The organism is Frankia sp. BMG5.60 (genome assembly GCF_059428125.1).
In genome coordinates, this window is record NZ_CM182091.1 from 7,318,572 (window position 1) to 7,342,767 (window position 24,196).

Annotated in this window: 21 protein-coding genes; 17 read left to right on the top strand and 4 right to left on the bottom strand. The window is 72.0% G+C overall.

The genetic code is table 11. The features are described 5' to 3' along the window. Position 1 precedes the first annotated feature (1 nt). The 6 genes from sufC to AC5R91_RS30025 all read left to right on the top strand — a co-directional run bounded on the left by sufC (position 2) and on the right by AC5R91_RS30025 (position 7,832). Positions 2–793: a Fe-S cluster assembly ATPase SufC gene (gene sufC, locus AC5R91_RS30000; protein ID WP_495394646.1), complete on the top strand. Its 792-nt coding sequence runs from the start codon at positions 2–4 to the stop codon at positions 791–793. Next, complete coding sequence (locus AC5R91_RS30005) at positions 790–2,121, top strand: cysteine desulfurase (RefSeq protein WP_495394647.1); 1,332 nt, start codon at positions 790–792, stop codon at positions 2,119–2,121. Before sufC ends, AC5R91_RS30005 begins: the two co-directional genes overlap by 4 nt. After that, complete coding sequence (gene sufU, locus AC5R91_RS30010) at positions 2,118–2,645, top strand: Fe-S cluster assembly sulfur transfer protein SufU (RefSeq protein WP_495394648.1); 528 nt, start codon at positions 2,118–2,120, stop codon at positions 2,643–2,645. The genes AC5R91_RS30005 and sufU overlap by 4 nt, the downstream gene beginning before the upstream one ends. Continuing rightward, a complete protein-coding gene (locus AC5R91_RS30015; RefSeq protein ID WP_495394649.1) occupies positions 2,642–3,067 on the top strand; it encodes a metal-sulfur cluster assembly factor in 426 nt (141 codons plus the stop codon). Before sufU ends, AC5R91_RS30015 begins: the two co-directional genes overlap by 4 nt. A gap of 949 nt (positions 3,068–4,016) precedes the next feature. Continuing rightward, positions 4,017–7,211: a DEAD/DEAH box helicase gene (locus tag AC5R91_RS30020; RefSeq protein ID WP_495394650.1), complete on the top strand. Its 3,195-nt coding sequence runs from the start codon at positions 4,017–4,019 to the stop codon at positions 7,209–7,211. 66 nt (positions 7,212–7,277) lie between these two features. After that, entirely contained in the window at positions 7,278–7,832 is a 555-nt protein-coding gene (locus tag AC5R91_RS30025) for a Uma2 family endonuclease (protein ID WP_495394651.1), read from the top strand. Positions 7,833–7,844: 12 nt separating this feature from the next. Here AC5R91_RS30025 and AC5R91_RS30030 read toward each other — a convergent pair whose 3' ends face one another. Next, positions 7,845–8,171 carry a 3'-5' exonuclease gene (locus AC5R91_RS30030; RefSeq protein WP_495394652.1) on the bottom strand — a complete coding sequence of 109 codons (327 nt, stop codon included), beginning with the start codon at positions 8,169–8,171 and terminating at the stop codon, positions 7,845–7,847. 277 nt (positions 8,172–8,448) lie between these two features. On the opposite strand from AC5R91_RS30030, the gene AC5R91_RS30035 reads away from it, so the two are divergent. The 5 genes from AC5R91_RS30035 (at position 8,449) to glgA (ending at position 12,596) form a co-directional block, all read left to right on the top strand. Continuing rightward, positions 8,449–8,601, top strand: coding sequence for a type II toxin-antitoxin system RelE/ParE family toxin (locus AC5R91_RS30035; protein ID WP_495394653.1), 153 nt, complete (start codon positions 8,449–8,451; stop codon positions 8,599–8,601). Positions 8,602–8,641: 40 nt separating this feature from the next. Then, entirely contained in the window at positions 8,642–8,926 is a 285-nt protein-coding gene (locus AC5R91_RS30040; RefSeq protein WP_495394654.1) for a helix-turn-helix domain-containing protein, read from the top strand. Between the two features lie 145 nt (positions 8,927–9,071). After that, complete coding sequence (locus AC5R91_RS30045) at positions 9,072–9,725, top strand: helix-turn-helix domain-containing protein (RefSeq protein WP_495394655.1); 654 nt, start codon at positions 9,072–9,074, stop codon at positions 9,723–9,725. A gap of 319 nt (positions 9,726–10,044) precedes the next feature. Continuing rightward, positions 10,045–11,283 (top strand): glucose-1-phosphate adenylyltransferase, encoded by a 1,239-nt coding sequence (glgC, locus tag AC5R91_RS30050; protein WP_495394656.1) that lies wholly within the window; start codon positions 10,045–10,047, stop codon positions 11,281–11,283. A gap of 113 nt (positions 11,284–11,396) precedes the next feature. Then, complete coding sequence (gene glgA / locus AC5R91_RS30055; protein ID WP_495394657.1) at positions 11,397–12,596, top strand: glycogen synthase; 1,200 nt, start codon at positions 11,397–11,399, stop codon at positions 12,594–12,596. A 54-nt stretch (positions 12,597–12,650) separates the two neighbouring features. On the opposite strand, the gene AC5R91_RS30060 is transcribed toward glgA, so the two are convergent. Both AC5R91_RS30060 and rfbB read right to left on the bottom strand, forming a co-directional pair. Next, positions 12,651–13,538 carry a hypothetical protein gene (locus AC5R91_RS30060; RefSeq protein ID WP_495394658.1) on the bottom strand — a complete coding sequence of 296 codons (888 nt, stop codon included), beginning with the start codon at positions 13,536–13,538 and terminating at the stop codon, positions 12,651–12,653. Positions 13,539–13,661: 123 nt separating this feature from the next. Beyond that, positions 13,662–14,666 (bottom strand): dTDP-glucose 4,6-dehydratase, encoded by a 1,005-nt coding sequence (gene rfbB / locus AC5R91_RS30065; protein ID WP_495394659.1) that lies wholly within the window; start codon positions 14,664–14,666, stop codon positions 13,662–13,664. A 242-nt stretch (positions 14,667–14,908) separates the two neighbouring features. Here rfbB and AC5R91_RS30070 point away from each other — a divergent pair, with 242 nt between their 5' ends. The 5 genes from AC5R91_RS30070 (at position 14,909) to AC5R91_RS30090 (ending at position 21,447) form a co-directional block, all read left to right on the top strand. Next, complete coding sequence (locus AC5R91_RS30070; protein ID WP_495394660.1) at positions 14,909–16,498, top strand: circularly permuted type 2 ATP-grasp protein; 1,590 nt, start codon at positions 14,909–14,911, stop codon at positions 16,496–16,498. Further along, complete coding sequence (locus AC5R91_RS30075; RefSeq protein ID WP_044884710.1) at positions 16,492–17,439, top strand: alpha-E domain-containing protein; 948 nt, start codon at positions 16,492–16,494, stop codon at positions 17,437–17,439. The genes AC5R91_RS30070 and AC5R91_RS30075 overlap by 7 nt, the downstream gene beginning before the upstream one ends. A 178-nt stretch (positions 17,440–17,617) precedes the next feature. After that, positions 17,618–18,463 (top strand): transglutaminase family protein, encoded by an 846-nt coding sequence (locus AC5R91_RS30080; protein ID WP_495394661.1) that lies wholly within the window; start codon positions 17,618–17,620, stop codon positions 18,461–18,463. Positions 18,464–18,726: 263 nt separating this feature from the next. Beyond that, positions 18,727–20,340 (top strand): ABC-F family ATP-binding cassette domain-containing protein, encoded by a 1,614-nt coding sequence (locus AC5R91_RS30085; RefSeq protein WP_495394662.1) that lies wholly within the window; start codon positions 18,727–18,729, stop codon positions 20,338–20,340. A gap of 144 nt (positions 20,341–20,484) precedes the next feature. After that, on the top strand, positions 20,485–21,447 hold the full coding sequence (locus tag AC5R91_RS30090; RefSeq protein WP_495394663.1) for a cation diffusion facilitator family transporter: 963 nt from the start codon (positions 20,485–20,487) through the stop codon (positions 21,445–21,447). A gap of 90 nt (positions 21,448–21,537) precedes the next feature. Here AC5R91_RS30090 and AC5R91_RS30095 read toward each other — a convergent pair whose 3' ends face one another. Continuing rightward, entirely contained in the window at positions 21,538–23,202 is a 1,665-nt protein-coding gene (locus AC5R91_RS30095) for a hypothetical protein (RefSeq protein ID WP_495394664.1), read from the bottom strand. Between the two features lie 774 nt (positions 23,203–23,976). On the opposite strand from AC5R91_RS30095, the gene AC5R91_RS30100 reads away from it, so the two are divergent. After that, on the top strand, positions 23,977–24,195 hold the full coding sequence (locus AC5R91_RS30100; protein WP_009399485.1) for a helix-turn-helix domain-containing protein: 219 nt from the start codon (positions 23,977–23,979) through the stop codon (positions 24,193–24,195). Position 24,196: the final 1 nt, after the last annotated feature.

Sequence of the window (24,196 nt, forward strand, 5' to 3'; positions counted from 1 at the left end):
GGTGTCGACCTTGGAGATTCGTAACCTGCACGTCTCGGTCGAGACGGAGGAGGGCCCGCGCGAGATCCTGCGCGGTGTCGACCTCACCGTCCGCAAGGGCGAGACGCACGCGATCATGGGTCCGAACGGCTCGGGCAAGTCGACGCTGTCGTACTCGATCGCGGGCCACCCCAAGTACACCGTGACCGACGGCAGCATCACGCTCGACGGCGAGGACGTCCTCGCGATGGGCGTCGACGCCCGCGCCCGCGCCGGGATCTTCCTGGCGATGCAGTACCCGGTGGAGATCCCCGGGGTGTCGGTGTCGAACTTCCTGCGCTCCTCGGCCACGGCCGTGCGCGGTGAGGCGCCGAAGCTGCGCACCTGGGTCAAGGAGGTCAAGGCCTCCATGGAGGCCCTGGAGATGGACCCGTCGTTCGCCGAGCGCGGCGTCAACGAGGGCTTCTCCGGCGGGGAGAAGAAGCGCCACGAGATCCTCCAGATGGCGCTGCTCAAGCCGAAGATCGCCGTGCTCGACGAGACCGACTCCGGCCTCGACGTCGACGCGCTGCGCATCGTCTCCGGCGGTATCGAGGCCGTGCGGGCCCAGGGGGAGACGGGCATCCTGCTCATCACCCACTACACCCGCATCCTGCGCTACATCAAGCCCGAGTTCGTGCACGTGATGGCGGCCGGGCGGATCGTCGACGAGGGTGGCCCGGAGCTCGCCGCCGTGCTGGAGGACTCCGGCTACGACCGCTACGTCAAGGGCGGCGGTGCCGCGGCGCCGGCGGGAGCGGGGGCGGTGTCATGACGCTCACCGAGTCGCTGATCGCCGGCGGCACAGCGGGCGCTGCGGGCACCGTGGGCTTCGACGTCGAGCAGGTCCGCAAGGACTTCCCGATCCTCGCCCGCACGGTGCACGACGACCTGCCGCTGGTCTACCTCGACAGCGCCGCCACCTCGCAGAAGCCGCTGGCCGTCCTGGACGCCGAGCGCGCCTACTACGAGCTGCACAACGCCAACGTGCACCGTGGCATCCACGTGCTCGCCGAGGAGGCCACCGGCCTGTACGAGGCGACGCGGGACAAGGTCGCCGCCTTCATCGGTGCGACCGACCGGCGCGAGGTCGTCTTCACGAAGAACTCCACCGAGGCGCTCAACCTCGTCGCCTACGCGATGAGCAACGCCGAGACCACCGGCGGGGAGGCTGAGCGGTTCCGGATCGGCCCCGGCGACGAGATCGTCGTGACCGAGATGGAGCACCACTCCAACCTGGTGCCCTGGCAGATGCTCGCCCGGCGCACCGGCGCCACCCTGCGCTGGATCGGGCTGACCGACGACGGCCGGCTGGACCTCGACGACCTCGACGCGGTCATCACCGACCGGGCGAAGGTCGTCTCGATGGTCCACCAGTCGAACATCCTCGGCACGATCAACCCGGTGGAGCGGATCGTCGCCCGGGCCCGCGAGGTCGGCGCGCTCATCGTGCTCGACGGCTCCCAGTCGGTGCCGCACAACCCGGTGGACGTCGCCGCGCTCGGCGTGGACTTCCTGGCCTTCACCGGCCACAAGATGTGCGCGCCGACCGGCGTCGGGGTGCTCTGGGGGCGTCACGAGCTCCTCGAGGTCATGCCGCCCTTCCTCGGTGGCGGCGAGATGATCGAGATCGTCACGATGGAGGGCTCGACCTACGCGCCCCCGCCGCACCGCTTCGAGGCCGGCACCCCGATGATCAGTCAGGTCGTCGGGCTCGGCGCCGCCGTCGACTACCTGACGGCGCTGGGCATGCCGGCGATCGCCGCGCACGAGCACGCCGTCACCGCGTACGCCCTCGACGCGCTCGCCACCGTGCCCGGCACCCGGATCATCGGCCCGCCGACCGTGGGTGATCGCGGCGGGGCGATCTCCTTCGTCCTGCACGACGACGCCGGCCGGGCGATTCACCCGCACGACGTCGGCCAGCTCCTCGACGAGCGCGGCATCGCCGTGCGCGTCGGCCACCACTGCGCCCGGCCGGTCTGCCTGCGTTTCGGCGTGCCGGCCACGACCCGGGCGTCGTTCCACCTGTACACGACGACCGGCGAGGTCGACGCGCTGGTGGAAGGTCTGCACGGGGTTCGGAGGTTCTTCTCGAGGTGAAGCTCGATTCCATGTACCAGGAGATCATCCTGGACCACTACCGCAACCCGCTGCACCGCGGCCTGCGCGACCCGTTCGACGCCGAGGTGCACCACGTCAACCCGACCTGCGGCGACGAGGTCACCCTCCGGGTGAAGGTCTCCGGCGGGGTCGTCGAGGACGTCTCGTACGAGAGCGAGGGCTGCTCGATCAGCCAGGCCTCGGCGAGCGTCATGAGCGACCTGGTCATCGGCAAGAAGGTCGACGAGGCCCTGGAGCTCGAACGCGAGTTCCTGGCGCTCATGCAGTCGCGGGGCACGCTCGCCGGGGACGAGGACGTGCTGGAGGACGCCGTCGCCTTCGCCGGCGTCTCCAAGTACCCGGCGCGGGTAAAGTGCGCCCTGCTGTCCTGGATGGCCTGGAAGGACGCGACGGCCAAGGCCGTCGACCCGGCCGGTGCCGCTGCCTCCGCCGCCGGCGCCTCCGCCGCCGCACCAGCCCCCGCCGGCGCACCCCTCGACGTACCCGAGCAGGAGAAGCCATGAGCGACGCCGTGACCGACGCCGTGACCGACATCCGCCCGGAGGCGACCGAGGCGGCCGCACCGTCTGCCGGCACCGTCGCCGAGCGGGCCGCGGGCCTCGAGCTCGCCGAGTTCGCCGACATCGAGGAGGCGATGCGCGACGTCGTCGACCCGGAACTCGGCATCAACGTCGTCGACCTCGGGCTCGTCTACGGCATCCACGTCGCCGACGACAACACGGTCACCCTCGACATGACGCTGACCTCGGCTGCCTGCCCGCTGACCGACGTCATCGAGGACCAGACCCGCTCCGCGCTCGTCGACGGCCCCGACGGCCTCGTCGCCGGCGTGACGATCAACTGGGTCTGGATGCCCCCGTGGGGCCCCGACAAGATCACCGACGACGGCCGCGAGCAGCTCCGCGCCCTCGGCTTCAACGTCTGACCCGCCCAGCGAGCCGCCGCCGGTCTGGCCGGGATCATCGTCCGGCCAGACCGGGCCGCCGTCGAGCGGTCCCGTGACGTTCACCCCGAACTGGTGGCGAATGTTCGACTCGGGGATGTCGACCGTCGAGCCGCTTCGCCGATGCCGGCCTTGTCTCGACCTGCAGCGTTACCAGCGGACGGTGCCGGTACCCGCCCGCCGATCATCGATCGCTCGTCCGACTGAGTACGGACATTTAGCGGGATTCCTCGGCGCGACCCTCAGCCCGTGACGCTGGGCCGTCACGCACCAGGCGCATGACCGCGCCATCATTTCGGCGGCGCCGGGCAAGGCGGCGACAGGCAGCGCGTTTAGCGCGCCGGAGAAGCGGAAGCTGGGAACCTGGCCCATCTCGCCAAGCCGGCCCCTTGGCACCGGCCGGGGCCCCAGGCCCCGGCCAGGTGTTCCGCGGAACCGTGTCGTGATCAAGGTGTTCCGCGGAACCGTGTCGTGATCAAGGTGTTCCGCGGAACCGTGTCGTGATCAAGGTGTTCCGCGGAACCGTGTCGTGATCAAGGTGTTCCGCGGAACCGTGTCGTGATCAAGGTGTTCCGCGGAACCGTGTCGTGATCAAGGTGTTCCGCGGAACCGTGTCGTGATCAAGGTGTTCCGCGGAACCGTGTTCGGTTGGCTTGGGTGTATTGATGCGGTGTGTACGATTATCATCGCCTTCCGCTACTTGCTACCGGTCATGGACGGGGGGACACACGGGGGCGGCGCTGTGCCCGGCGGCGGAGGTGCTCGGATGGTGGGATGGAACTGGCGACCACGCGACGCGGCGTCGGGCCGGCCGGCGCTGGAACCCGAAGGGATCACGTCGAGGTCAGCGCCGCAATCCGCGGCCATCACGGCCCCATCGCTGCCGCAGCCTGACGCGATCACGGCCCCGTCGGCAGTGACTGTCGGGGCCGTGTCCGGACCTCCTGGCCCCAGCGTGCGCGAGATCGCTCTAGGCCGTTGGGGAGTCGATCCGCCGCTCGCCGTCGAGCGGTTCGGTGAGCCTGGCTGGTTCTACCTCGAGGTCGCGCCACGCGGCTGCCCGAGGTGCGCGGGAACGTTGCACTGCCTGCGACGGCGATATGAGAGCGAGGGCCGGACCTACAGCGGTGTGGCGCTGCTGTGCCCAGGATGCCCGGCGACCTTCACTCTCGCGGATCTTGGTGTCCGCCGCTACGACCAGCTGAGTGGGTTTCCGCCCCCCGCCCCCCGCCCGGGGGCGCTGGCGCCGCAGGCCGTGCAGTCCCCGGCAGGTGCGTCGCTGAGGGTAGGGCGGATTGCCGTGTCCGGCGAGGCGCAGGCCAGGGCGCTGGCCGCCGCGCTACTTGACTCCCGACAGAGCCCGGGTGCGTTCGCCGCCAGCGCCGCGCCGCGCATCACGGAGCGTCGTCTTCTGCAGTGGCACAAGATCATCGATCCGTGGGCGACGGTGCCGCCGTGCCCCCAAGGCGTCGACGTGCGGGTGATGCTGCCTGACGGGCCGGAGTTCGACGCGCTGAGCGTACTGCTGGCCTCGGCTGGGGTGCCGTTGCGGCGCATACGGCACCTGATCGAGCAGGAGACGGTCAGTACGCTCGGCCCGGACGGTGGGCTGGGGCCGATCTGGGCGACACCTGGCCTGTTGCCGGTGACGAATCCGGCCCGGCACATGCCGACCACACTGACCGGCCTGGCGGCGCTAGCGGCTCGGGACGCGTTCGAGCTGGCCTGGGACAACCACGACGGGCCGTTCGTCGCGGAGTGGACGCCGGTGGACGCGAGCCGGCTCGTTCCGGCCGAGTGGGTCCGCTACCTGCCACGACCGTCGCTGAACCCGGCGCAGGCCGCGGCAGCGCCGTACATCCTCGCGGACGGCCACCTCCTGGTCGTCGCACCCACCGGTGCCGGCAAGACCATGATCGGTATGCTTGCGGCGTTACGGGCCATCCTCGGTGACGGCCGTAAGGCGGCATGGCTGGTGCCGCAGCGTTCGCTGACCGATGAGCTGGACCGGGAGCTGGCCGCATGGCGGACACTCGGCCTGCGGGTCGAGCGTCTGTCCGGCGAGTACGTCACCGACATCGAGCGGGCCCGCCGCGCGGACCTGTGGGTGACGACGACCGAGAAGTTCGAGGCGGTGTGCCGGGCGAGTTCGCTGCGGGCGGCGCTGGCGGAGGTCGGCTGCCTGATCGTCGACGAGATTCATCTGCTGGGCAGCGCGGGCCGCGGGCCACTGTTGGAGGCGCTGCTGGCCCGGGTGCGCGGCGAGGACTCGCCGGTGCGCGTCGTCGGGCTGTCGGCCACGGTGGCGAACGCGGACGAGGTCGCGGACTGGCTCGGCGCACGGGTCGTCAGCACCACCTGGCGACCCACCCGGCTGACGTGGCAGCTTCCGATGATTCCCGCGAGCCGGGACCGCCGGGCCGACAACCGGGCCCGGGCGCGGGCGGCGGTCGCCATCACCCGCCAGATCACCGACGGGGGCGGCAGCGTCCTGGTGTTCTGCGGAAGCCGGCGCAATGTCCGGGCGACGGCGCTCGCGATCGCGGCCGACCGGGGCGCGGTTACCACCGGAATCGATCAGGACGACGTCGACCGTGTGCACCGGGTCTGCGCCAGTGCCCGAGTCGGCCTGCACTACAAGGACTGGGAGCACCGCCACGAGGCCGAGCGTGACTTCCGCGCCCGTCGGCTGGACGTTCTCGTCGCGACGACGACCGTCGCCGCCGGGGTGAACCTGCCCGCGCGGGGCGTGGTCGTCCGCGACACGCTGATCGGACTCGACCAGATCGATGTCGCAACCGTCCAGCAGATGTTCGGTCGGGCCGGGCGCGTCGGCGCCGGCGAGACCGAGGGCTGGGCCTTCCTGGTCTGCGACGAGACCAGGCGGGCGACCTGGCAGTCCCGCCTCGTCGACGGCTACACCGTGCGCTCCCACATCGGCGACGGCCTGGCGGACCACCTGCTCGCGGAGGCCGCCGCCGATCGCGTCGCCACCCTCGCCGACGCCGAGGCCTGGTGGCTGCGCACACTGGCGCACCATCAGAACGCCGACGGCGACAGCCCCGTGCGCGACGCCGTCGATCTGCTCGTCGCCGGCGGTTACCTGACCCGGGCCGGCGCTCCCCACCCTGCCGACGCCATGCTGACCGTGACGGAACTCGGGATGCTCACCACCCGGTTCATGGTGCCGGTGGAGATCGGGATCGAGCTGCGTGACAAGCTTGCCGACACGGCGGATCCCACCGATCCGGAGCAGGCGGAATGGCTGATCGGCGGCGCCGTCGCCCGGCTCGTGCCGTCGTTCGCCGAGGCACCGGTCAATGACGACCTTCGCCCGTGGGTGGCCCGCCTGCTGCGTGCCCACGGCCATCCGGACCGGGTCGACCAGCCCGACCGGTCGCCCGGCCTGGTCCCGGCGACCGGGGTGGAACCCGGCGACCTGGCCCAGGTCGCGTTCGCACTGGTCGCCACCAGCCCGGCATTGTTCACCAGGCCGGGGCGCACCGTAGCCGGCATACCGTCCTCGGTGGTGACGCCCATCCTCACCGAGGCGCCGCGGTACTTCGCCTGGCTCGCGGCGCAGGGCCCGCTGGCCACCGTGCATCCGTGGGTTGCGGTTACCGCCGGTGACCTGGGCCGACGGATCCGCTGGCGTCGCCTCGGCGCACCCCGAGGCGCCGGTCGCCTGCTGTGGATCTGCGAGCAGATGGCGACGGCGCTGGAGGCCGAACGGGTCGTGCCGGCGCTGTTCACCGCGGCGCGGCGGCGGGACGTGGCCAACCCGGACTGGCCGGTCGGCCGGCCACCGAAGGACTGCCGCCTCGACGCCGCGGCCTACCTGGCGCTACTGCGTGACCGCGCCACGGAGGCATCAGCGGTGGAACGCGGGCACCAGGTGTGGATCAGTGGCCCAGGATCGCTCGCGGCCGTGGTGTGGGCGGGTTCGCATCGGCACGTCGTCGCAGCCCCCGAGGCCGGGCCGGCGGCCTACCCCGTTCCGGCCGGCGCCGCCGCGCTGCCCGCCAGCCGGGGGGTCGCACTGTTCACCCGGCCGGGCGACTGCCGCTGCACGGGCTGGCTCGCCGTCTACAACAGCATCGATGGCACACCCGACAGTTCGGCCTGACGTTACCCTGAGCAGGAGAGACAGGACGGGTCGTGTCGGCCGAGGAGGTGCGTCATCGCCACCGAGATGATCGCTCCCGCCTGGATGCATGAGCAGATCACGGCGGAGCAGTACGACTCGTGGTCCGAGGAGCAGTGCGCGGGGATCGAGATCGTGGACGGGATGGTCGTCGTGGCTCCCAGTGCCTCCAGGCGGCACAACCGGCTGGCCAGGATCGTCGCGAACGCACTGGACTCGGCCGGCGGCCCGGACTGGAACGCCGACATCGACTGCGATCTCCGTCTTCAGGACGTGCCGCTTTCCAGCCGCCGGCCGGACGTGCTCGTGTACCGCGCCGACACGATCGACATCGTGCCCGCCCGCCCGCACCACGTGCTGCTCGTGGTCGAGATCGTCTCGCCAGGCTCCGAATCCACCGACCGGTTCGTCAAGGCCGGCGAGTACGCCAGGGCCGGCATCACGTACTACTGGCGGATCGAGCAGCCTGCCGGCGGCGTCCCGCTCGTCTACACCCACGTCCTCGACCCGGTCACCAGGACCTACCGGGACGGTGACATTCACGCCGGCGTCGTCGCGGTGTCGGCACCCTTTGCCGTGAAGATCGACCTCACCCAGCTCTGAATCTGCACCGCGTCACCCGGTGTTCTGGGCGTTGGCCAGGAACGGGCTTGGTTGGCCGTGCCAGAAGATGGCCAGGTCGTCGCGGGCGCGGGTTGCGGCCACGAAGAGCAAGGAACGGTCACGGGCGCGTTCTCGCTGGTAGCGCCGTGCGTCGATGTCCTGGTAGCGGGCGATTGCGGCCCGGGGGATGAGCCCGGCCGTCGCGCCGGCGATGATGATCCGGCGGTATTCCAGGCCCTTGAACCGGTGCATGGTACCGACATGGACTCCGTCAGGCCGCCTCGGTCCGTCCGGGCCGATCTCCACGGCGGACAGGCCGCCCGCGGTCAGGTGCGCCACCACGGAGTTTCCCTTCGAGTGTGTCTCCGGATGTGATCATCGAGGAGTATGGGTCGGTGGTCGCGTCAGGCCACGAGGGATCGATCGCCGACTTCCAACTCTGATCAGCCAGAATCGCGGCCACCGGGGGCCGATGTCCCGGCCGCCTCCAACCGGGCGGGCGTCCGACCTTTTCTGGCCACCAATTGGAGCCGGTGGCCGACCGGCTCGCCGGCCATCTGATCGGCGACTGCGGCCATCTCATCCCCCGGATGCCCTGGGGGAGTGGTCGAGTGAGATGCGCGTTCTCTTCGTTTTTGATCCGGTGCGTCGGGCGGTGCTTCTCGTGGGTGGCGACAAGTCTGGCGACTGGAGCGGGTGGTATGTCCGCAACATCAAAGTTGCCGACGACCGATACGATGGCTGGCTGCGTGGTGACTATGCCGGCTGAGTCGACAGGAGGCGGGGCTGTGGCGTCCACATGGAGCGAGATGCGGTCCAAGCGGTCGCCTCGCGAGGACAGGGTTGCCGAGCACCGGGCCCGGATCGATGCCGAGGTGCGTGCCTGCCGACTGCGGGAGATCCGCGAGGAACAGGGACTCACGCAGGTCGAGCTCGCGGAGCGGATGCATGTCAAGCAGCCATCGGTATCCGATCTGGAGCGGGGAGCTCTCGATCGCGCCGGGCTGTCGACCATCCGGGCCTACGTGGAAGCGCTCGGCGGGAAAGTCGAGATTATCGCTGACTTTGGTGATCGTCGGGTTGTCCTGAGCTGACGGCCGGGCGGCCGATGTCCCGGCCGCCTCCAATCGAGCAGGCATCCCGCCCTTCCCGCTGGCGGTCTATGGCGTGCGTGGTCCGGGGGGGCTTGCGTCGATCCTGCCGCCTGGATCGCCGTCGATCGAATATAGCGTCAACGCTATGAACCGGGGTACCGTCGAGCTGGAACCGGAGGTCCGGGACTGGCTGGAGCGGTTGCCGACCGCGCAGTTTGCGACGGCCGCCTTCCACGTGGACCTGCTCGCTGCACAGGGGCCGTTGCTGGGTGAGCCGTACACACGGCAGCTCGACGGCAAGCTGCGGGAGCTGCGGTTCCACCTGGAGGGTCGGGCTGTCCGGGTGACCTACTGGATAGCGTCGGGCAGGCGGATGGTGCCGCTGACGGTGTTCGCCAAGACGCGGATGCGAGAGGCCGCCGAGGTGTCCCGAGCGAGGCGTGCGCTGCCGTGTGCCCGGCTGCCGAGCACACGGCAGACGAGGATGCGAGGGATGGCGGCGATGGCTGACCGGTCGGGCTGGGCGGAGCTGCGGGAACGGCGGATGGGTGAGCCGGGTGGGCGGGAGGCTTACCAGGCGGCCAGGCTGGCGTTCGAGCTGGGTCGGTCGGTGCGGGAGCTGCGCCAGCGACGCGCCTGGAGCCAGGCCGAGCTGGCCGCCGCGGCGGGCATGACGCAGTCGGCGGTGGCACGGTTCGAGGCCGGTGGCACCGTACCGACACTGCCCGTACTGGAACGGCTCGCCGAGGCTCTCGATGCCGACCTCAACGTCAGCGTCGTCCCTCGCTCCGCCGCGTAGGAGACGTGGGCGGTCGCGTGGCTCGGTCGATCGGCGTGGCCCGACCGGGCCGGTTCGGGGCTGGGGGCGACCCCGTTCGGGGCAGTCGTCCGGCGGCGGCTCCGAGGCTTCCAAGGCCAGCTTGTAGGGTCGCAACAGGCGATCGGCGGAGTCATCGGTCATTCCCGGCAGTGATCCCCATCCGGCGGCTTTTCCCTTCGGGCTCAGGGTGGATTCGGGGTCGTTCGGGACGCCGGGTGTGGACGTGTACCCAGCCGGGCAGAGACGTGTCGGCCCGCGGATCGCCCCGCAGACCACGCCATGAGACGGGAGCAAGTCTGTGCCGAGCCCGCGGGTCCTCGGCCTGGTGCTGGCCGGGGGGGCCGGACGGCGGCTGGCGCCGCTGACGGCGGACCGGGCCAAGCCCGCCGTTCCCTTCGGTGGGTTGTACCGGCTGATCGACTTCGTGTTATCCAACCTGGTCAACGCCGGCTATCTGCGGATCGCCGTGCTCACCCAGTACAAGAGCCACAGCCTCGACCGGCACATCACCACGACGTGGCGGATGAGCAACCTGCTGGGCAACTACGTCACCCCGGTGCCGGCGCAGCAGCGCCTCGGCCCGCGGTGGTTCGCCGGCAGCGCCGACGCCATCCACCAGTCGCTGAATCTCGTCCACGACGACAACCCGGACATCGTCGTCGTCTTCGGCGCCGACCACGTCTACCGGATGGATCCGCGACAGATGGTCGCCCAGCATCTCGACTCCGGTGCCGGGGTGACCGTCGCCGGGCTGCGGGTGCCGCGGGCGGAGGGACGGTCGTTCGGGGTGATCCAGACCGGCCGGGACGGTCGGACCATCGAGGCGTTCCTGGAGAAGCCCGCCGACCCGCCCGGCCTGCCGGGCAGCCCGGAGGAGACGTTCGCGTCCATGGGGAACTACGTCTTCTCGACCGACGTGCTCATCGACGCGCTGCGCAAGGACGCCGACGACGAGGACAGCCGGCACGACATGGGCGGCGACATCATCCCGATGCTCGTCGCGCAGCGCGCCGCCGCCGTGTACGACTTCAGCGACAACGTCGTGCCCGGAACGACCGCCCGCGACCGCGGCTACTGGCGCGACGTCGGCACGCTCGACTCCTACTTCGACGCGCAGATGGATCTGTGCGCGCTCGACCCGGTGTTCAACCTGTACAACCGCGAGTGGCCAATCCTGACCAGCGTGCCGTCGCTGCCGCCGGCCAAGTTCGTCCACGACGATCCGCGGCGCACCGGCACCGCGATCAACAGTATCGTCAGCAACGGGGTGATCGTCTCCGGCGGCACGGTGCGGTCCGCGGTGCTCTCGCCGGGCGTGCGGATCAACTCCTGGGCCGAGGTCGACCACGCGGTCGTCCTGGACAACGCCGTCGTCGGACGCGGCGCCGTCGTCCGCGACGCGATCCTCGACAAGAACGTCCACGTCCCGCCGGGCGCCCAGGTCGGCGTCGACAAGGACCGCGACCGCGCCCGCGGCTACACCGTCAGCGAACGGGGCATCACCGTGGTCGGCAAGGGCGTCACCGTCATCGACTGATGCCTTCCGCCCGCTCCGGCGGGCAGCCCGCACCACCGCACCCGCACCACCGCACCTGCACGAGCACCACCGGCCCCCGTAACACCACCACCCCGTCGATGGAGAGACCGTCCATGCGCGTCGCGCTGCTCACCCGCGAGTTTCCTCCGGACGTCTACGGCGGGGCGGGTGTGCACGTTGAGTACCTGGCCCGTGAGCTCGCCCGGCTGGTCGACCTCACCGTGCACCGGGAGGCCGGCGGGCACCGGGAGGTGGCTGGCGGCGGCGACCGGGCCGTGGTGGAGACGGCCGGCGGGCCGGGCGTGGCCGCGGTGAGCGCCCACCCGAGGTGGGCGGCGCTCGCCGGCACCGACGACGTGCTGCGCACCCTGTCGATGGACCTGTCGATGGCTGCGGCGGCCGTCGGCGCGGACGTGATCCACTCCCACACCTGGTACACGAACCTCGGCGGCCACCTCGCCGCCCTGCTCGGCGGCGTCCCGCACGTGATGACGTCGCACTCGCTGGAGCCGCGCCGGCCGTGGAAGGCCGAGCAGCTTGGCGGCGGCTACCGGCTGTCGTCGTGGTCCGAGCGGATCGCCATCGAGTCCGCGGCGGCGGTGGTCGCGGTGAGTGCCGGGATGCGCGCCGACATCCTCGACGCCTACCCGGCGGTCGACCCGGCCCGGGTGCACGTGATCCGCAACGGCATCGACACCGACGAGTACCAGCCCGACCCGGCGACCGACGTGCTGGAACGGCACGGGGTCGATCCGGAGCGGCCCACGGTGATCTTCGTGGGGCGGATCGCCCGGCAGAAGGGGCTGCCGGTGCTGCTGCGCGCCGCGTCGGCGATCGACCCGCGGGCGCAGCTCGTGCTCTGCGCCGGTGCTCCGGACACCCCGGAGCTGCTTGCGGAGACCGCCGCGCTGGTCGACGGGCTGCGCGACGAGCGCGGCGGCGTCGTCTGGCTGAACGGGATGCTGACCAAGCCCGAGGTCATCCAGCTCCTCAGCCACGCCACCGTGTTCGTGTGCCCGTCGGTGTACGAGCCGCTGGGCATTGTCAACCTGGAGGCGATGGCCTGCGGCACCGCCGTCGTCGCGTCCCGCGTCGGTGGCATCCCGGAGGTCGTCGCCGACGGCGTCACCGGCCTGCTCGTCCCACCCGACGAGCCGAAGGCTCTCGCCGACGCCGTCAACACCGTCCTCGCCGACCCGGCCCGGGCGGCCGTGATGGGCCGTGCTGGCCGGGACCGTGCAGTCGGCGAGTTCGGCTGGGCCGCGGTGGCCGAGCGCACGGCGGCCCTGTATGACTCCGTGGCCGGCCGCTAGCCGCCGCCAATCGGGCGACGCCGATTGCCTGCGCCGCCCGGCGGATCCTCGTACCTAGCCGGTGTGGCCGCGGATGACGTCGTCGACGGAGTCCGCCGTGGCTGCGCGCCGTAGCCATAGATCCAGCAGGTCGATGTCGACGCACTCCAGGATCTGCTGGCGAACCGCGTCGGGTACGGGGACCCCACGGCTGTCCAGCACGAGCAGCACCGACTTCGCTTCGCCGCGTGCTTCGCCGCGTGCTTCGCCCCGCGCGTCGATCTCGTTGTAGCGCTCGTAGTGGTATCGCCGTCCGACGGCAGTTGTCATGAGGAATGCCTCCCATCGGGCGCGGGCCGCCTGCGGCAGCCGGCCCACGGTCACATCATCGTAAAAGATCTTCTTGGCGGGTTCCAGCGCGTCCAGCGCCGCGAGCAGTGCCGGGAACATCACGTCGATGCCGGCGTCGTCAAGATGGCACGTCGCCGCGAACAGCGCGGACGCCGGCCGCGCCGTCGCCTGCTCGACGTCCGGGAGCAGCGGAACATCGTCGGCGGTGAACATCCGCGGATACAGCCGCGCCCCGCTGTGGGTGTCTGCGGCGATCTGGTCGCGGTACCAGCGGGCGACCGCCGGATCCGGCACGAACACCACCAGCGAAGCCGCCACGCGGAACTCGGTCTCCAGATGACCGACATACAGCTTCCACGACCCCAGCTTGCGCGGGTCACGGCCGCGCTGAACTTCGTAGACGGTGCCCCGTACCGGGGCGTCCACCGAGTCGCAGTACAGCACCATCGCGTCGGCGAGGAACGTCTGCGGACGCACATGGGGGTCATACAACCGGGCGTGATCGAACGCGGGCGCGTCCTCACCGCCGAGCAGCTCCGTCTGGACCCAGTCGGGCAGGGCGGGATCAAGCCGGAGGAGCTCAAGCGGTATCTCGTGGGCGGAAGTGGGCATGCCGCCACCATGCCAGGAAGGTGTGACAGATCTGGCGTGTCGCGTCACTGCCGACCACGTCGCCGTGGGTTGTGCTGGCAATGTGTGTGCTGCCAGTGACGCTGCTGGCTCGCGGCGAGGGTCTCAGCTCTTCCAGGCGGTCTCGGAGACCGGCGACCGGCCGAGCAGCGGGCGCCACCAGGCCTCGTTCTCCTTGTACCAGGCGATCGTCGAGCGCATCCCCTCGCTGAAGTCGATCAGCGGCGACCAGCCGAGCTCCGTGCGCAGCTTGGTGGAGTCCAGCAGGTAGCGGCGGTCGTGGGAGGGCCGGTCGGGCACGATCGTCTTCAGCGACGCGGGCAGGCCGAGCTCGGCGAGGACGGTGTCGGCGATCGTCTCGATGTCGGCCTCGACCCCGGAGCCCACGTGGTAGGTCTCGCCGACGCGGCCGCGGTCGAGCACGGCGTCGATCGCCCGGCAGTGGTCCATCACGTGCAGCCACTCGCGTCGGTTCGTCGTCGACGCGTACAGCGGGAGCTGCTCGCCCTGCAGCGCCCGGGTCACGAACAGCGGGATGACCTTCTCCGGGAACTGGTACGGCCCGTAGTTGTTCGAGCAGTTGGTGATCGTGACCGGCAGGTCGTAGGTGTAGCCGTAGGCGCGCACGGCGTGGTCGCTGCCGGCCTTCGCCGCGTTGTACGGGGTACGCGGCAGGTAGGGGGCGTCCTCGGTGAAGGCGCCCGGGTCGTTGAGGTCCATGTCGCCGTAGACCTCGCAGGTGGAGATCTGGTGGAAGCGGGCGACCCCGACCGTGCGCGCCGCCTCCAGCAGCGTCTGGGTGCCCATCACGTTCGTCGAGAAGAAGTCTCCCGGCCGGATGATCGCCAGGCTGTTGTGCGACTCGGCGGCGAAGTTCACGATCACGTCGACGGTGTGCTCGCGCAGCGTGGACTCGACGAGCTCGCGGTCGCGGATGTCGCCGTGGACGAAGGTGATGCGCTCGGCGAGGTCGTCAAGGTTCTCCCGGCAGCCCGCGTAGGTCAGGGCGTCGAACGCCACGACGGCGTCCGCGGGGTGCCGCTCGCGCCAGTAACGGACGAAGTTCGACCCGATGAACCCGGCGGCTCCGGTCACCAGCAGCGTCGACATCGTTCGGCCTTTCGGTCGGCCCGCGTGCTTCGGCGCACGGGGTGGGATGGGCGGTCGGCGGCCATGGTCTCGCGGCCCGGGCCAAGCGGACTCAAGTCTGCCTGGTGCGCGGCGCGGCGGTCCGCGCCGGGTTGGCAGGGAGGACCGGGGGCCCCCGCCCACACCATCCGGTGACGGTGAACGTCCCCGCCCAGGTCCGTGACTTCATGTGGCGGTAACACGCGCAAATTACGCTCCGGCCTGTGGCGGACCTGTTCGAGGGTTATCCGGCGGAAGCGGCGGCCACGGCGGCCTGGGACGAGGTGTTCGAGGCGTCGAACACGCCCCGGGACGTGTACGCCGCGCTCTATGACGCGTTGCAACCCCTCAGCAGCGCAGATCTCGCGGCCCGCAAGGTCGCCCTGGACCGGGCGTTCCGGGACGCGGGCATCACCTTCAACCTCTTCGGTGAGGAGCGGCCGTTTCCCCTGGACCTCGTGCCGCGGCTGCTCGCCGGCGACGAGTGGGACGTCATCGAGCGCGGCGTCACCCAGCGCGTCCAGGCGTTGGAGGCGTTCCTGGCGGACGTCTACGGGCCGGCCGAGGTGCTCGCCGACGGCATCGTGCCGCGCCGGCTCGTGCTGACCAGCGCCCACTTCCACCGCGCCGCGCACGGCATCGACCCGCCGAACGGGGTGCGGGCGCACGTGTCCGGGATCGACCTCATCCGCGACGAGCAGGGCGGCTTCCGCGTCCTGGAGGACAACGTCCGGGTGCCGTCCGGGGTCAGCTATGTGATCGAGAACCGCCGGGCGATGACCCGGGTGTTCCCGGAGCTCTTCGCCACCCACCGGGTGCGGCCGGTCGCCGACTACGCAACCCATCTGCTGCACGCGCTGCGCGCCGCCGCCCCGCCGGAGGTCGCCGACCCGACGGTGGTCGTGCTCACCCCGGGCGTGTACAACTCCGCCTACTTCGAGCACGCGCTGCTGGCCCGGCAGATGGGCGTGGAGCTGGTCGAGGGCCGCGACCTGTCGGTGCGCGACAACAAGGTCACCATGCGGACCACCGAGGGCGAGCAGCCGGTGCACGTCGTCTACCGCCGGGTGGACGACGACTGGCTCGACCCGCTGCACTTCCGGCCGGAGTCGATGGTCGGCTGCGCCGGCCTGGTCAACGCCGCCCGCGGCGGGCACGTGACGATCGCCAACGCGGTCGGCAACGGGGTCGCCGACGACAAGCTGATGTACACCTACGTCCCCGAGCTCATCCGGTACTACCTCGGCGAGGAGCCGATCCTGCCGAACGTCGACACCTACCGGCTGGAGGACCCCGACCAGCGGGCCTACGTCCTCGAGCACCTGGACTCCCTCGTCGTCAAGCCGGTCGACGGCTCCGGCGGCAAGGGCATCGTCATCGGGCCCCAGGCGAGCGACGCCGAACTCGCCGAGCTGCGGGTGCGGGTCAGCGAGGACCCTCGCGGCTGGATCGCCCAGCGGGTCGTGAAGCTCTCGACGTCGCCGACGCTGACCGACGACCGCCTCGGCCCCCGGCACGTGGACCTGCGCCCGTTCGCCGTCAACGACGGCAACAAGGTGTGGGTGCTGCCCGGGGGGCTCACCCGGGTCGCGCTGCCGCGGGGCAGCCTGGTCGTCAACTCCAGCCAGGGCGGCGGCTCCAAGGACACCTGGGTGCTCGCCGCCGAGCGCAACCCGCGCGAACCGGCGCTGCCGATGGCCCGCCCACCCGGTGCCGCCGCCCGCCCCGCCAGCGGCCCGGACCACGGCCCGGTCTCCTCGGACCAGCAGCAACAACAGCAGCAGAACCAGGCCGGCGGGAGCTCGGGATGCTGAGCCGGATCGCCGAGTCGCTGTTCTGGATCGGCCGCTACGTGGAGCGGGCCGAGTCCACCGCCCGCATCCTCGACGTCCACGTCCACCGGGTGCTGGAGGACCCGTGGCTCGACGCGAGCTCCGCCGGCCGCGAGCTGCTCGCCGTCATGGGCCAGCCCGCCACGTTCGACCAGCAGGTCGACTCCCGCACGGTGACCGAGACCCTCGCCTACGACCCGGCGCGGCCGTTCAGCATCACCGGGGCGCTGTCGGCGGCCCGGGAGAACGCCCGCAGCGCGCGCGTGGTCGTCTCCAGCGACGTCTGGGAATGCCTCAACGCCACCTGGAACGACCTGCCGCACACCGAGGAGCTGGCCCGCCGCCTCGGCCCGCACGTGTTCTTCCGCTACGTCCGCGAGCGCACCGCGATGCTCGCCGGGCTGGTCGACGCCACCCTCGCCCGCGACGACGGCTGGCGCTTCCTGGTGCTCGGCCGCAGCCTGGAACGCGTCGACATGACCTCCCGGCTGCTGTCGTCGAGCATCAGCGACGACCCGCACTCGCAGAGCTGGATCAGCCTGTTGCGCTCCTGCGGCGCGCACGAGGCGTACCTGCGGACCTACCGGCGCGCCGTCGACGCCGCCCGGGTCGCCGAGTTCCTGCTGCTCGACCGGCTGTTCCCGCGTTCGGTGTACTGGTCGCTGGCGCTGGCCGAGGACATCCTCGCCGAACTCGACGGCGGCCGCGGCCGCCCCCGGTCCACCGTCGACGACGCCGCCCGGCGCACCGTCGGGCGGACCCGCACGGAGCTGGAGTTCCACAGCGTCGCCGAACTCGTCGAGAACATGCCGGACCTGCTCGCCTCCCTGCAGAGCACCTGCTCGTCGGTCAGCGGCGAGGTGACGGCCCGCTACTTCGCCCGGGAGGCGCCGCGGTCCTGGGCGATGGAGGTGCCGGCATGAGCCGGCCGTCGCGGCTGACCCGTCCGGCCAGTCCCACCCGGGTGGTCCGCCCGGCTCGGGGCGACGCCGCGGCCCGGTGGACGCGGCGGGCCCCGGCGCCGCGTCGGGGGCGGCCGGCGAGCCCGACCCGCTCGGTGGGCCCGACCCGGCCCACCCGACCCACCCGAGGGGACTCCTGGTGAGCTGGCAGATCCGCATCGAGCACTCGACGGGCTACCGCTACGCCAGCCCCGTGCTGTCCTCCTACAACGAGGTCAGGATCATCCCGCAGACCGCCGCGTCCCAGCTCACGCTGGAGGCCACGGTCCGCACCGAGCCGGCGGCGACCACCTATCGCTACTGGGACTACTGGGGCACCCAGGTCACCGCGTTCGACCTGCACACCCCGCACACCGAGCTCGTCGTCACCGGCCGGTCGATCGTGCAGACCGCCGCGGCCCCGCAGCCCCCGACCGAGGTCCCCACCTGGGATCGGCTGGGCGCCGACCCGGTCGCGGACGAGTTCGTCGAGTACCTGCGCCCCTCGGCGTCCACCCCGGAGCACGCCGAGCTCACCGCCGCCGCCCGCGACCTCGCCGCCCGCCACGGGCCGCGGGAGTTCATCCCCGCCGTCGGCGACTGGGTGCGTGAACGCCTCGCCTACCGCCGCGGCACCACCGGCGTGCACACCTCCGCGGTGGAGGCGTGGCGGCGCCGGGAGGGCGTCTGCCAGGACTTCGCCCACCTCGCGCTGGTCCTGATGCGGGCGGCGGGCATGCCGGCGCGCTACGTCTCCGGCTACCAGCACCCCTCCGCCGCCGCGGAGGTCGGCGAGACCGTCGAGGGGCAGTCGCACGCCTGGGTGGAGGGCTGGCTCGGCCAGTGGTGGGGCTTCGACCCGACCAACGCGGTCCCCGCCGGCGAGCAGCACGTGGTCGTCGCCCGCGGCCGTGACTACAACGACGTCCCGCCCGTGCGCGGCGTCTTCTCCGGCGGCACCTCGACCTCCCTCGGCGTCACCGTCGCCGTGACCCGCCTGGCCTGACCCCGCGGGCGGCGACGTCGCGGCCTGAGCTCGTCGCGGTGTGGAGGTCGTCGCGGTGTGGAGGGTGTCGTGGCGTGAGGACGTCGTGGCGTGAGGACGTCGCCACGTGGGGACGTCGCCCCGCATGGACGGCACCGTAGTCTGGACGTCATGAGCATCGCCGTGTCGTGATCGGATGATGTCCCGCCCCGGTGGCGTTTCCACCGCCGTCCGTAGCCGTCTGACGTCACCTCGGCGTCGCCCCTGAAAGAGGCCCAACCTCAATGATCATCGTGTCCGAGCTCGAACTGCGCGCCGGAGCCCGCACCCTGATCGAGCCCGTCTCCTTCCGGGTGCAGCAGGGCGACCGGATCGGTCTGGTCGGGCGCAACGGCGCGGGTAAGACGACGCTGCTGAAGGTGCTGGCGCGTGAGGGCATTCCGTTCGCCGGCGGCGTCGACGTCCGCGGCGAGCTGGGCTACCTGCCGCAGGACCCGCGCGCCGGCGACCCGACCGATACCGCCCGCGACCGGGTGTTGTCGGCCCGCGGCCTCGACGTCCTGCTGCGCGAGATGGAGAAGCTGCAGCTCGAGATGGCCGAGCTGGTCGACGCGAAGGCCCGGGACGCGGCGATCCGCCGCTACGGCAGTCTGGAGGAGCGCTTCGGCACGCTCGGCGGGTACGCCGCCGAGGCGGAGGCGGCTCGGATCTGCTCGTCACTGGGCCTGGCCGACCGGGTGCTCGCCCAGCCCATCGGCACGCTGTCCGGCGGGCAGCGCCGCCGGGTGGAGCTGGCCCGGATCCTGTTCGCCGGGTCCGGCAGCTCGGATGCGACGCTGCTGCTCGACGAGCCGACGAACCACCTCGACGCCGACTCCATCGTCTGGTTGCGCGACTTCCTGCGCGCGCACAACGGCGGCCTCGTCGTCGTCAGCCACGACGTCGACCTGCTCGACCGGTGCGTCAACAAGGTCTTCCACCTCGACGCCAACCGCGCCGCCCTCGACGTCTACAACGTCAACTGGAAGACCTACCTCAACCAGCGGGAACTCGACGAGCGGCGCCGCAAGCGGGAGCGCGCCAACGCCGAGAAGAAGATCGACTCGTTGAAGGCGCAGGCGGACAAGATGCGGGCCAAGGCGACCAAGGCCCGCGCCGCCCACCAGATGGACCGCCGCGCCGAGCGGCTGGCCGCCGGCCTCGCCGACGTCCGCGTCGCCGACCGGGTGGCGAAGCTGCGCTTCCCGGACCCGGCACCCTGCGGGCGCACCCCGCTGACCGCCACCGGCCTGTCGAAGTCCTACGGTTCGCTGGAGGTGTTCACCGACGTCGACCTGGCGATCGACCGCGGGTCCCGGGTGGTCGTCCTCGGGCTCAACGGCGCCGGCAAGACGACGTTGCTGCGCATGCTCGCCGGGCAGGAGCGGCCGGACACCGGCGAGGTGCATCCGGGGCACGGCCTGCGGCTGGGCTACTACGCGCAGGAACACGAGACGCTGGACACCGACCGCTCCGTGCTCGACAACATGCGGGCCGCGGCGCCGGGCACCTCCGACGTGGAGCTGCGGCGCATCCTCGGCGCGTTCCTGTTCAGCGGCGACACCGTGGAGCAGCGCGCGCAGACCCTCTCCGGCGGCGAGAAGACCCGCCTGGCGTTGGCCGGGCTGGTGTGCAGCTCGGCGAACGTGCTGCTGCTCGACGAGCCGACGAACAACCTCGACCCCGCCTCCCGGGACGAGGTGCTCGCCGCGCTGACCACCTACAAGGGGTCGGTGGTGCTCGTCACGCACGACCCGGGCGCGGTCGAGGCGCTCGACCCGCAGAAGGTGCTGATGCTGCCCGACGGCGTCGAGGACAACTGGTCACCCGATCTCATGGAGCTCATCACCCTGGCGTGACGCCCGCCGGGTGGACCGTCGCGCCGCCGGGACGCCCACGCACCGGGCGCGCCCGCACCCGCCGCACGGCCGGCGGGGTCGACTTGCCAGACTGGGACGTCAGGTCGGAGGGGACACCGGCCTGACCCGAAGTGGAGAGTCTTTGTGAGTACGCAGGGCGGCACCAAGGCGGTTCTGGCGGCGCTGGCCGCCAACCTGGGCATCGCGGTGACGAAGTTCGTGGCGTTCCTGCTCACGCAGTCGTCGTCGATGCTCGCCGAATCCATTCACTCGGTCGCCGACTCCGGCAACCAGGGTCTGCTGCTGCTCGGCCAGCGCAAGTCGGCCAGCCCGCCCGACGAGGAACACCCCTTCGGGTACGGCCGCGCGCGGTACATCGCCGCCTTCCTTGTCGCCATCGTGCTGTTCAGCGTCGGCGGGCTGTTCTCCGTCTACGAGGGCGTCGAGAAGTTGCGCCACCCGCACGAGCTGGACAGCGGCCTCATCGCCATCGTCATCCTGGTGATCGCCGTCGGGCTGGAGTCGTACTCGCTGTCCACCGCGGTCCGCGAGTCGAGCAAGACCAGGGGGGACCGCTCCTGGTGGCAGTTCATCCGGGAGGCGCGCGCACCGGAGCTGCCGATCGTCCTGCTCGAGGACCTGGCCGCCGAGCTGGGGCTGATCTTCGCCCTGCTCGGCGTCGGGTTGACCCTGCTGCTCGACGATCCGATCTGGGACGGCGCCGGCACCCTGGCCATCGGCATCCTGCTGCTCGTCGTCGCGGTGCTCGTCGCGACCGAGGCGTACGGAATGCTCGTCGGGGAGGCGGCGACCCCGCAGGCCGTCGCGACGATCCGCGCCACGCTCGCCGCCGCGTCCGGGGTGACGAAGGTCATCCACCTGCGGACCCTGCACCTGGGCCCGGACGAGCTGCTCGTCGCCGCCAAGATCGGAATCGCGCCGACGGCGACGATGCGGGAGGTCGCCGCGACCATCGACGGCGCCGAGGAGGCGCTGCGGGCGTCCCTGACGGTCCCGATGCGGATTTTCCTGGAGCCGGACATCCCCCGCGACGCGCTGCCCCGACCGTCCGCGGGCGGCACCGAGGCGACCTCCGCGCCTGCCTGACGCCGACGCCGTCCGCCCGCCCAGCCCGCCGCCTGCCTGCCGACGCCGCCGCCAGGTTCGGAGCCGGTCGCGGGCCGTTGCGGGCGCGGGTCAGGCCGGAGGGCCGCCGAGGCAGAGACGCAGGGCGAGGGCACCGATCGCACCCAGTGACACGAGGATGACGGGCAGGCTGCCGGCCTGCAACCGGTCGCCGGGCCGGGCCGGTCGGGGCCGGGGCGCCACCGCCGCGACCAGCAGCCAGGGGAACACCGGCAGCCAGCTCCGTTCCGCCCCGCCCTCGGCGAGGCCGAGGGCCACCGCGAACAGCATGGTGGCGGTGGCGCCGACCAGGAACGGCCAGCCCGGTGTCAGGCGCAGCCGGCGCGCGGCCCGGACGGCGACGGGACCGGTGGCGAGAACCAGGACGGTCAGGTCCAGGAAGATCCAGGCCAGCGCGGCTCCTGCCGACGGCCGCGGCGCGCTGGCCAGGGTCAGCCCGTCCGGCCAGGAGAAGCCCCAGGCGTAGAACAGCCACAGCGGCAGCAGCGCGCCGAGCCCGGTGATGACGTTGAGCAGCGGCCGGCGCCGCACGAAGTAGGCGGCCGCGACCGCCACCCCCAACCACACCGGGGCGTAGCCGAACAGCGCCGCCAGGCCCAGCAGCAGCCCGCTCGCCAGCGCCCACCAGATCGACCGGCGCTCCGGTTCGCAGCCGACCACGCCGACGGCGACCGCCAGCGCGGCGAGCGTGGCGGTGACGGCGTCCGGGGAGGCCGCCATCCAGCCGCTCCACGGCGCCAGGACGAGGACGGGAACCAGGCGGCGGGCCGCGGTCTCGTGGCACAGCGAGCGCACGGCGACGCACACCACCGGAACGGTCAGCGCGCCGAGCGCGGTGAACAGCACGCCGATCGCCACGGCGCCGTGCAGCCCCACCCGGGTGAGCAGCCAGGTGGCGAGCACCGGCCCCGGCGGGTGCGCCGGCAGCACGGCGACCGCGCCGGCGGCCGCGTGCGGCGTCGTCGTCGTGTAGGCGGAGAGCAGGCCGAGCGGGTCGTTCCCGACCGCGCCGGCCGCCGCGAGCAGGTCCGCCGGTGCCCGCAGACCGGCGGCGAGATCCCCGGGGGCGACCAGGGCGAGCGCGAGGCTCCACGCCAGCGAGCCGAGATAGCCCAGCAGCAGCAGAATCCCCCAGGGCAACCGGAACGCCATCGACCGCCCGGCCGGGGCGGCCCGGGTAGCCGCGCTCGCCCCGGCGGCCGGTGAGGCCGGTGAGGCCGGTGAGGCCGGCAGGGCGGTGTCGCCGCCGGTCGGCGCGGTCGAGGCGGTCGGTGGCGCCGTGTGGGTGGTGGACCTGCCGGTCGGGGCGGTCGGTGGCGCTGTGTCCGGGGTGGTGGCGGTTCCCTGAACGGCGTCGGCGGTCGAGGTTGTGCCGCCGGGCCGGGCCGGCGGCCGGATCGTCGAGGCCCACCAGGCTGTGAGGGCGATCACCGCCGCAGCGACCGCGAGCGGGACCACGACGAGCGGGTCCAGCCGCGGCTCCCAGCCGTCGTGCCACGGGGGGCGCGTCAGGCCGAGATCGACGTCGGTGCTTGCCAGCAGGGCGGTGCCGGTGAGCCCGAAGGCGACCAGGGCCAGCCAGATCCCGGCCTCGGCAAGCTCCGCGCGCACCGCCGGCCCGAGCGCCGCGGTGGGTGCGCCGGCCCGCCGATCCGCCGATCCCCGCGCGGGCGCCGGGACGCCCGTCCGCTCCGACGCGCTGCCGGTGACGCTCACGGCCTTGCCCCGCCGGTCGCCGCGGCGGCGAGCGGCCGGGTCGGTGCGAGTGGCCCGGCTGGTGCGAGCGGCCCGGTCGGTGGGAGCGGCCCGGCCGGTGCGCGGGGCCCGGCCGGCGCGTGCCGGGGCCTGGCCGGTGCGGGCGGCACGCCGGCCACCGCGTCCCGGGACGTACCCGGCGCCGAACCGGCGATCACCACTTCACGGGCCACCCCTGCACGGTAACGAGTCTCCCGCCGGCCGAGGTCCAGGGCCGATCGGCGCGCGGGTTCCGGATGCGCGAGCCCAGCCGGACCGGCGCCGCGAGGGAGGCACGCACCGCGCGGCGGCGGTCTTCCAACCGGCCACGGCCGTGCACGGACCGCCGCCGGGGTGTGAGTAATCAGTCGGTTTGATCTGCGGCGTTCGCGGTCCGTGGGCGGGCTCTGTACAGTGATCGACTGTTGGTTGTACCTGCGGTGTTGCGTTGAGGGAAGATCGCCGATCATGCTGGTGACGATGTTCGCGGCGACGCGCCGTTGCCGTTGTTAGGTCGTGCGCAGGGGATTGGGGACACTGGTCACCGTGCATGGTCGGCCGTGGACGCCCGGCGTGCGTGCGGGCGGGTGCGACCCGGGCCATGTCGGCGCTGGCGTCGGCGTGGAGATGGAAGCGCGAGGGCACGGTCACGCACCGGCGCGCCGCGTGTGATGGATCACATCTGCTTCGAGTGGCGCGTTCACTCGAGCTGAGTGAAGATCGGTTCGCAGATCATCGAACACGGAGGGGGCCACGTTGGCCGAGCTTAGGAAAGGAACCCGGATCACCGGCGCCGAGCGGGACAAGCTCGCTGCCGAACTTCGGAAGAAGTATGAAGGTGGGCAGAGCATCCGTCTGCTCGCCGAGTCCTCTGGCCGTTCGTACGGTTTCGTCCACCGGATCCTGTCGGAGTCCGGCACGACCCTGCGCGGCCGTGGCGGTGCGACCCGGGGCACCAAGAAGAAGAGCGCCTGAT

Excerpts from the sequence above, each read along its gene's own strand:
- AC5R91_RS30085 (WP_495394662.1), top strand. The coding sequence starts at position 18,727 with ATGATCATCGTGTCCGAGCTCGAACTGCGCGCCGGAGCCCGCACCCTG.
- glgA (WP_495394657.1), top strand. The coding sequence starts at position 11,397 with ATGCGCGTCGCGCTGCTCACCCGCGAGTTTCCTCCGGACGTCTACGGC.
- AC5R91_RS30005 (WP_495394647.1), top strand. The coding sequence starts at position 790 with ATGACGCTCACCGAGTCGCTGATCGCCGGCGGCACAGCGGGCGCTGCG.
- AC5R91_RS30045 (WP_495394655.1), top strand. The coding sequence starts at position 9,072 with ATGAACCGGGGTACCGTCGAGCTGGAACCGGAGGTCCGGGACTGGCTG.
- rfbB (WP_495394659.1), bottom strand. The coding sequence starts at position 14,666 with ATGTCGACGCTGCTGGTGACCGGAGCCGCCGGGTTCATCGGGTCGAAC.
- AC5R91_RS30015 (WP_495394649.1), top strand. The coding sequence starts at position 2,642 with ATGAGCGACGCCGTGACCGACGCCGTGACCGACATCCGCCCGGAGGCG.
- AC5R91_RS30060 (WP_495394658.1), bottom strand. The coding sequence starts at position 13,538 with ATGCCCACTTCCGCCCACGAGATACCGCTTGAGCTCCTCCGGCTTGAT.
- AC5R91_RS30025 (WP_495394651.1), top strand. The coding sequence starts at position 7,278 with ATGATCGCTCCCGCCTGGATGCATGAGCAGATCACGGCGGAGCAGTAC.
- AC5R91_RS30035 (WP_495394653.1), top strand. The coding sequence starts at position 8,449 with ATGCGCGTTCTCTTCGTTTTTGATCCGGTGCGTCGGGCGGTGCTTCTC.
- AC5R91_RS30075 (WP_044884710.1), top strand. The coding sequence starts at position 16,492 with ATGCTGAGCCGGATCGCCGAGTCGCTGTTCTGGATCGGCCGCTACGTG.
- AC5R91_RS30040 (WP_495394654.1), top strand. The coding sequence starts at position 8,642 with ATGCGGTCCAAGCGGTCGCCTCGCGAGGACAGGGTTGCCGAGCACCGG.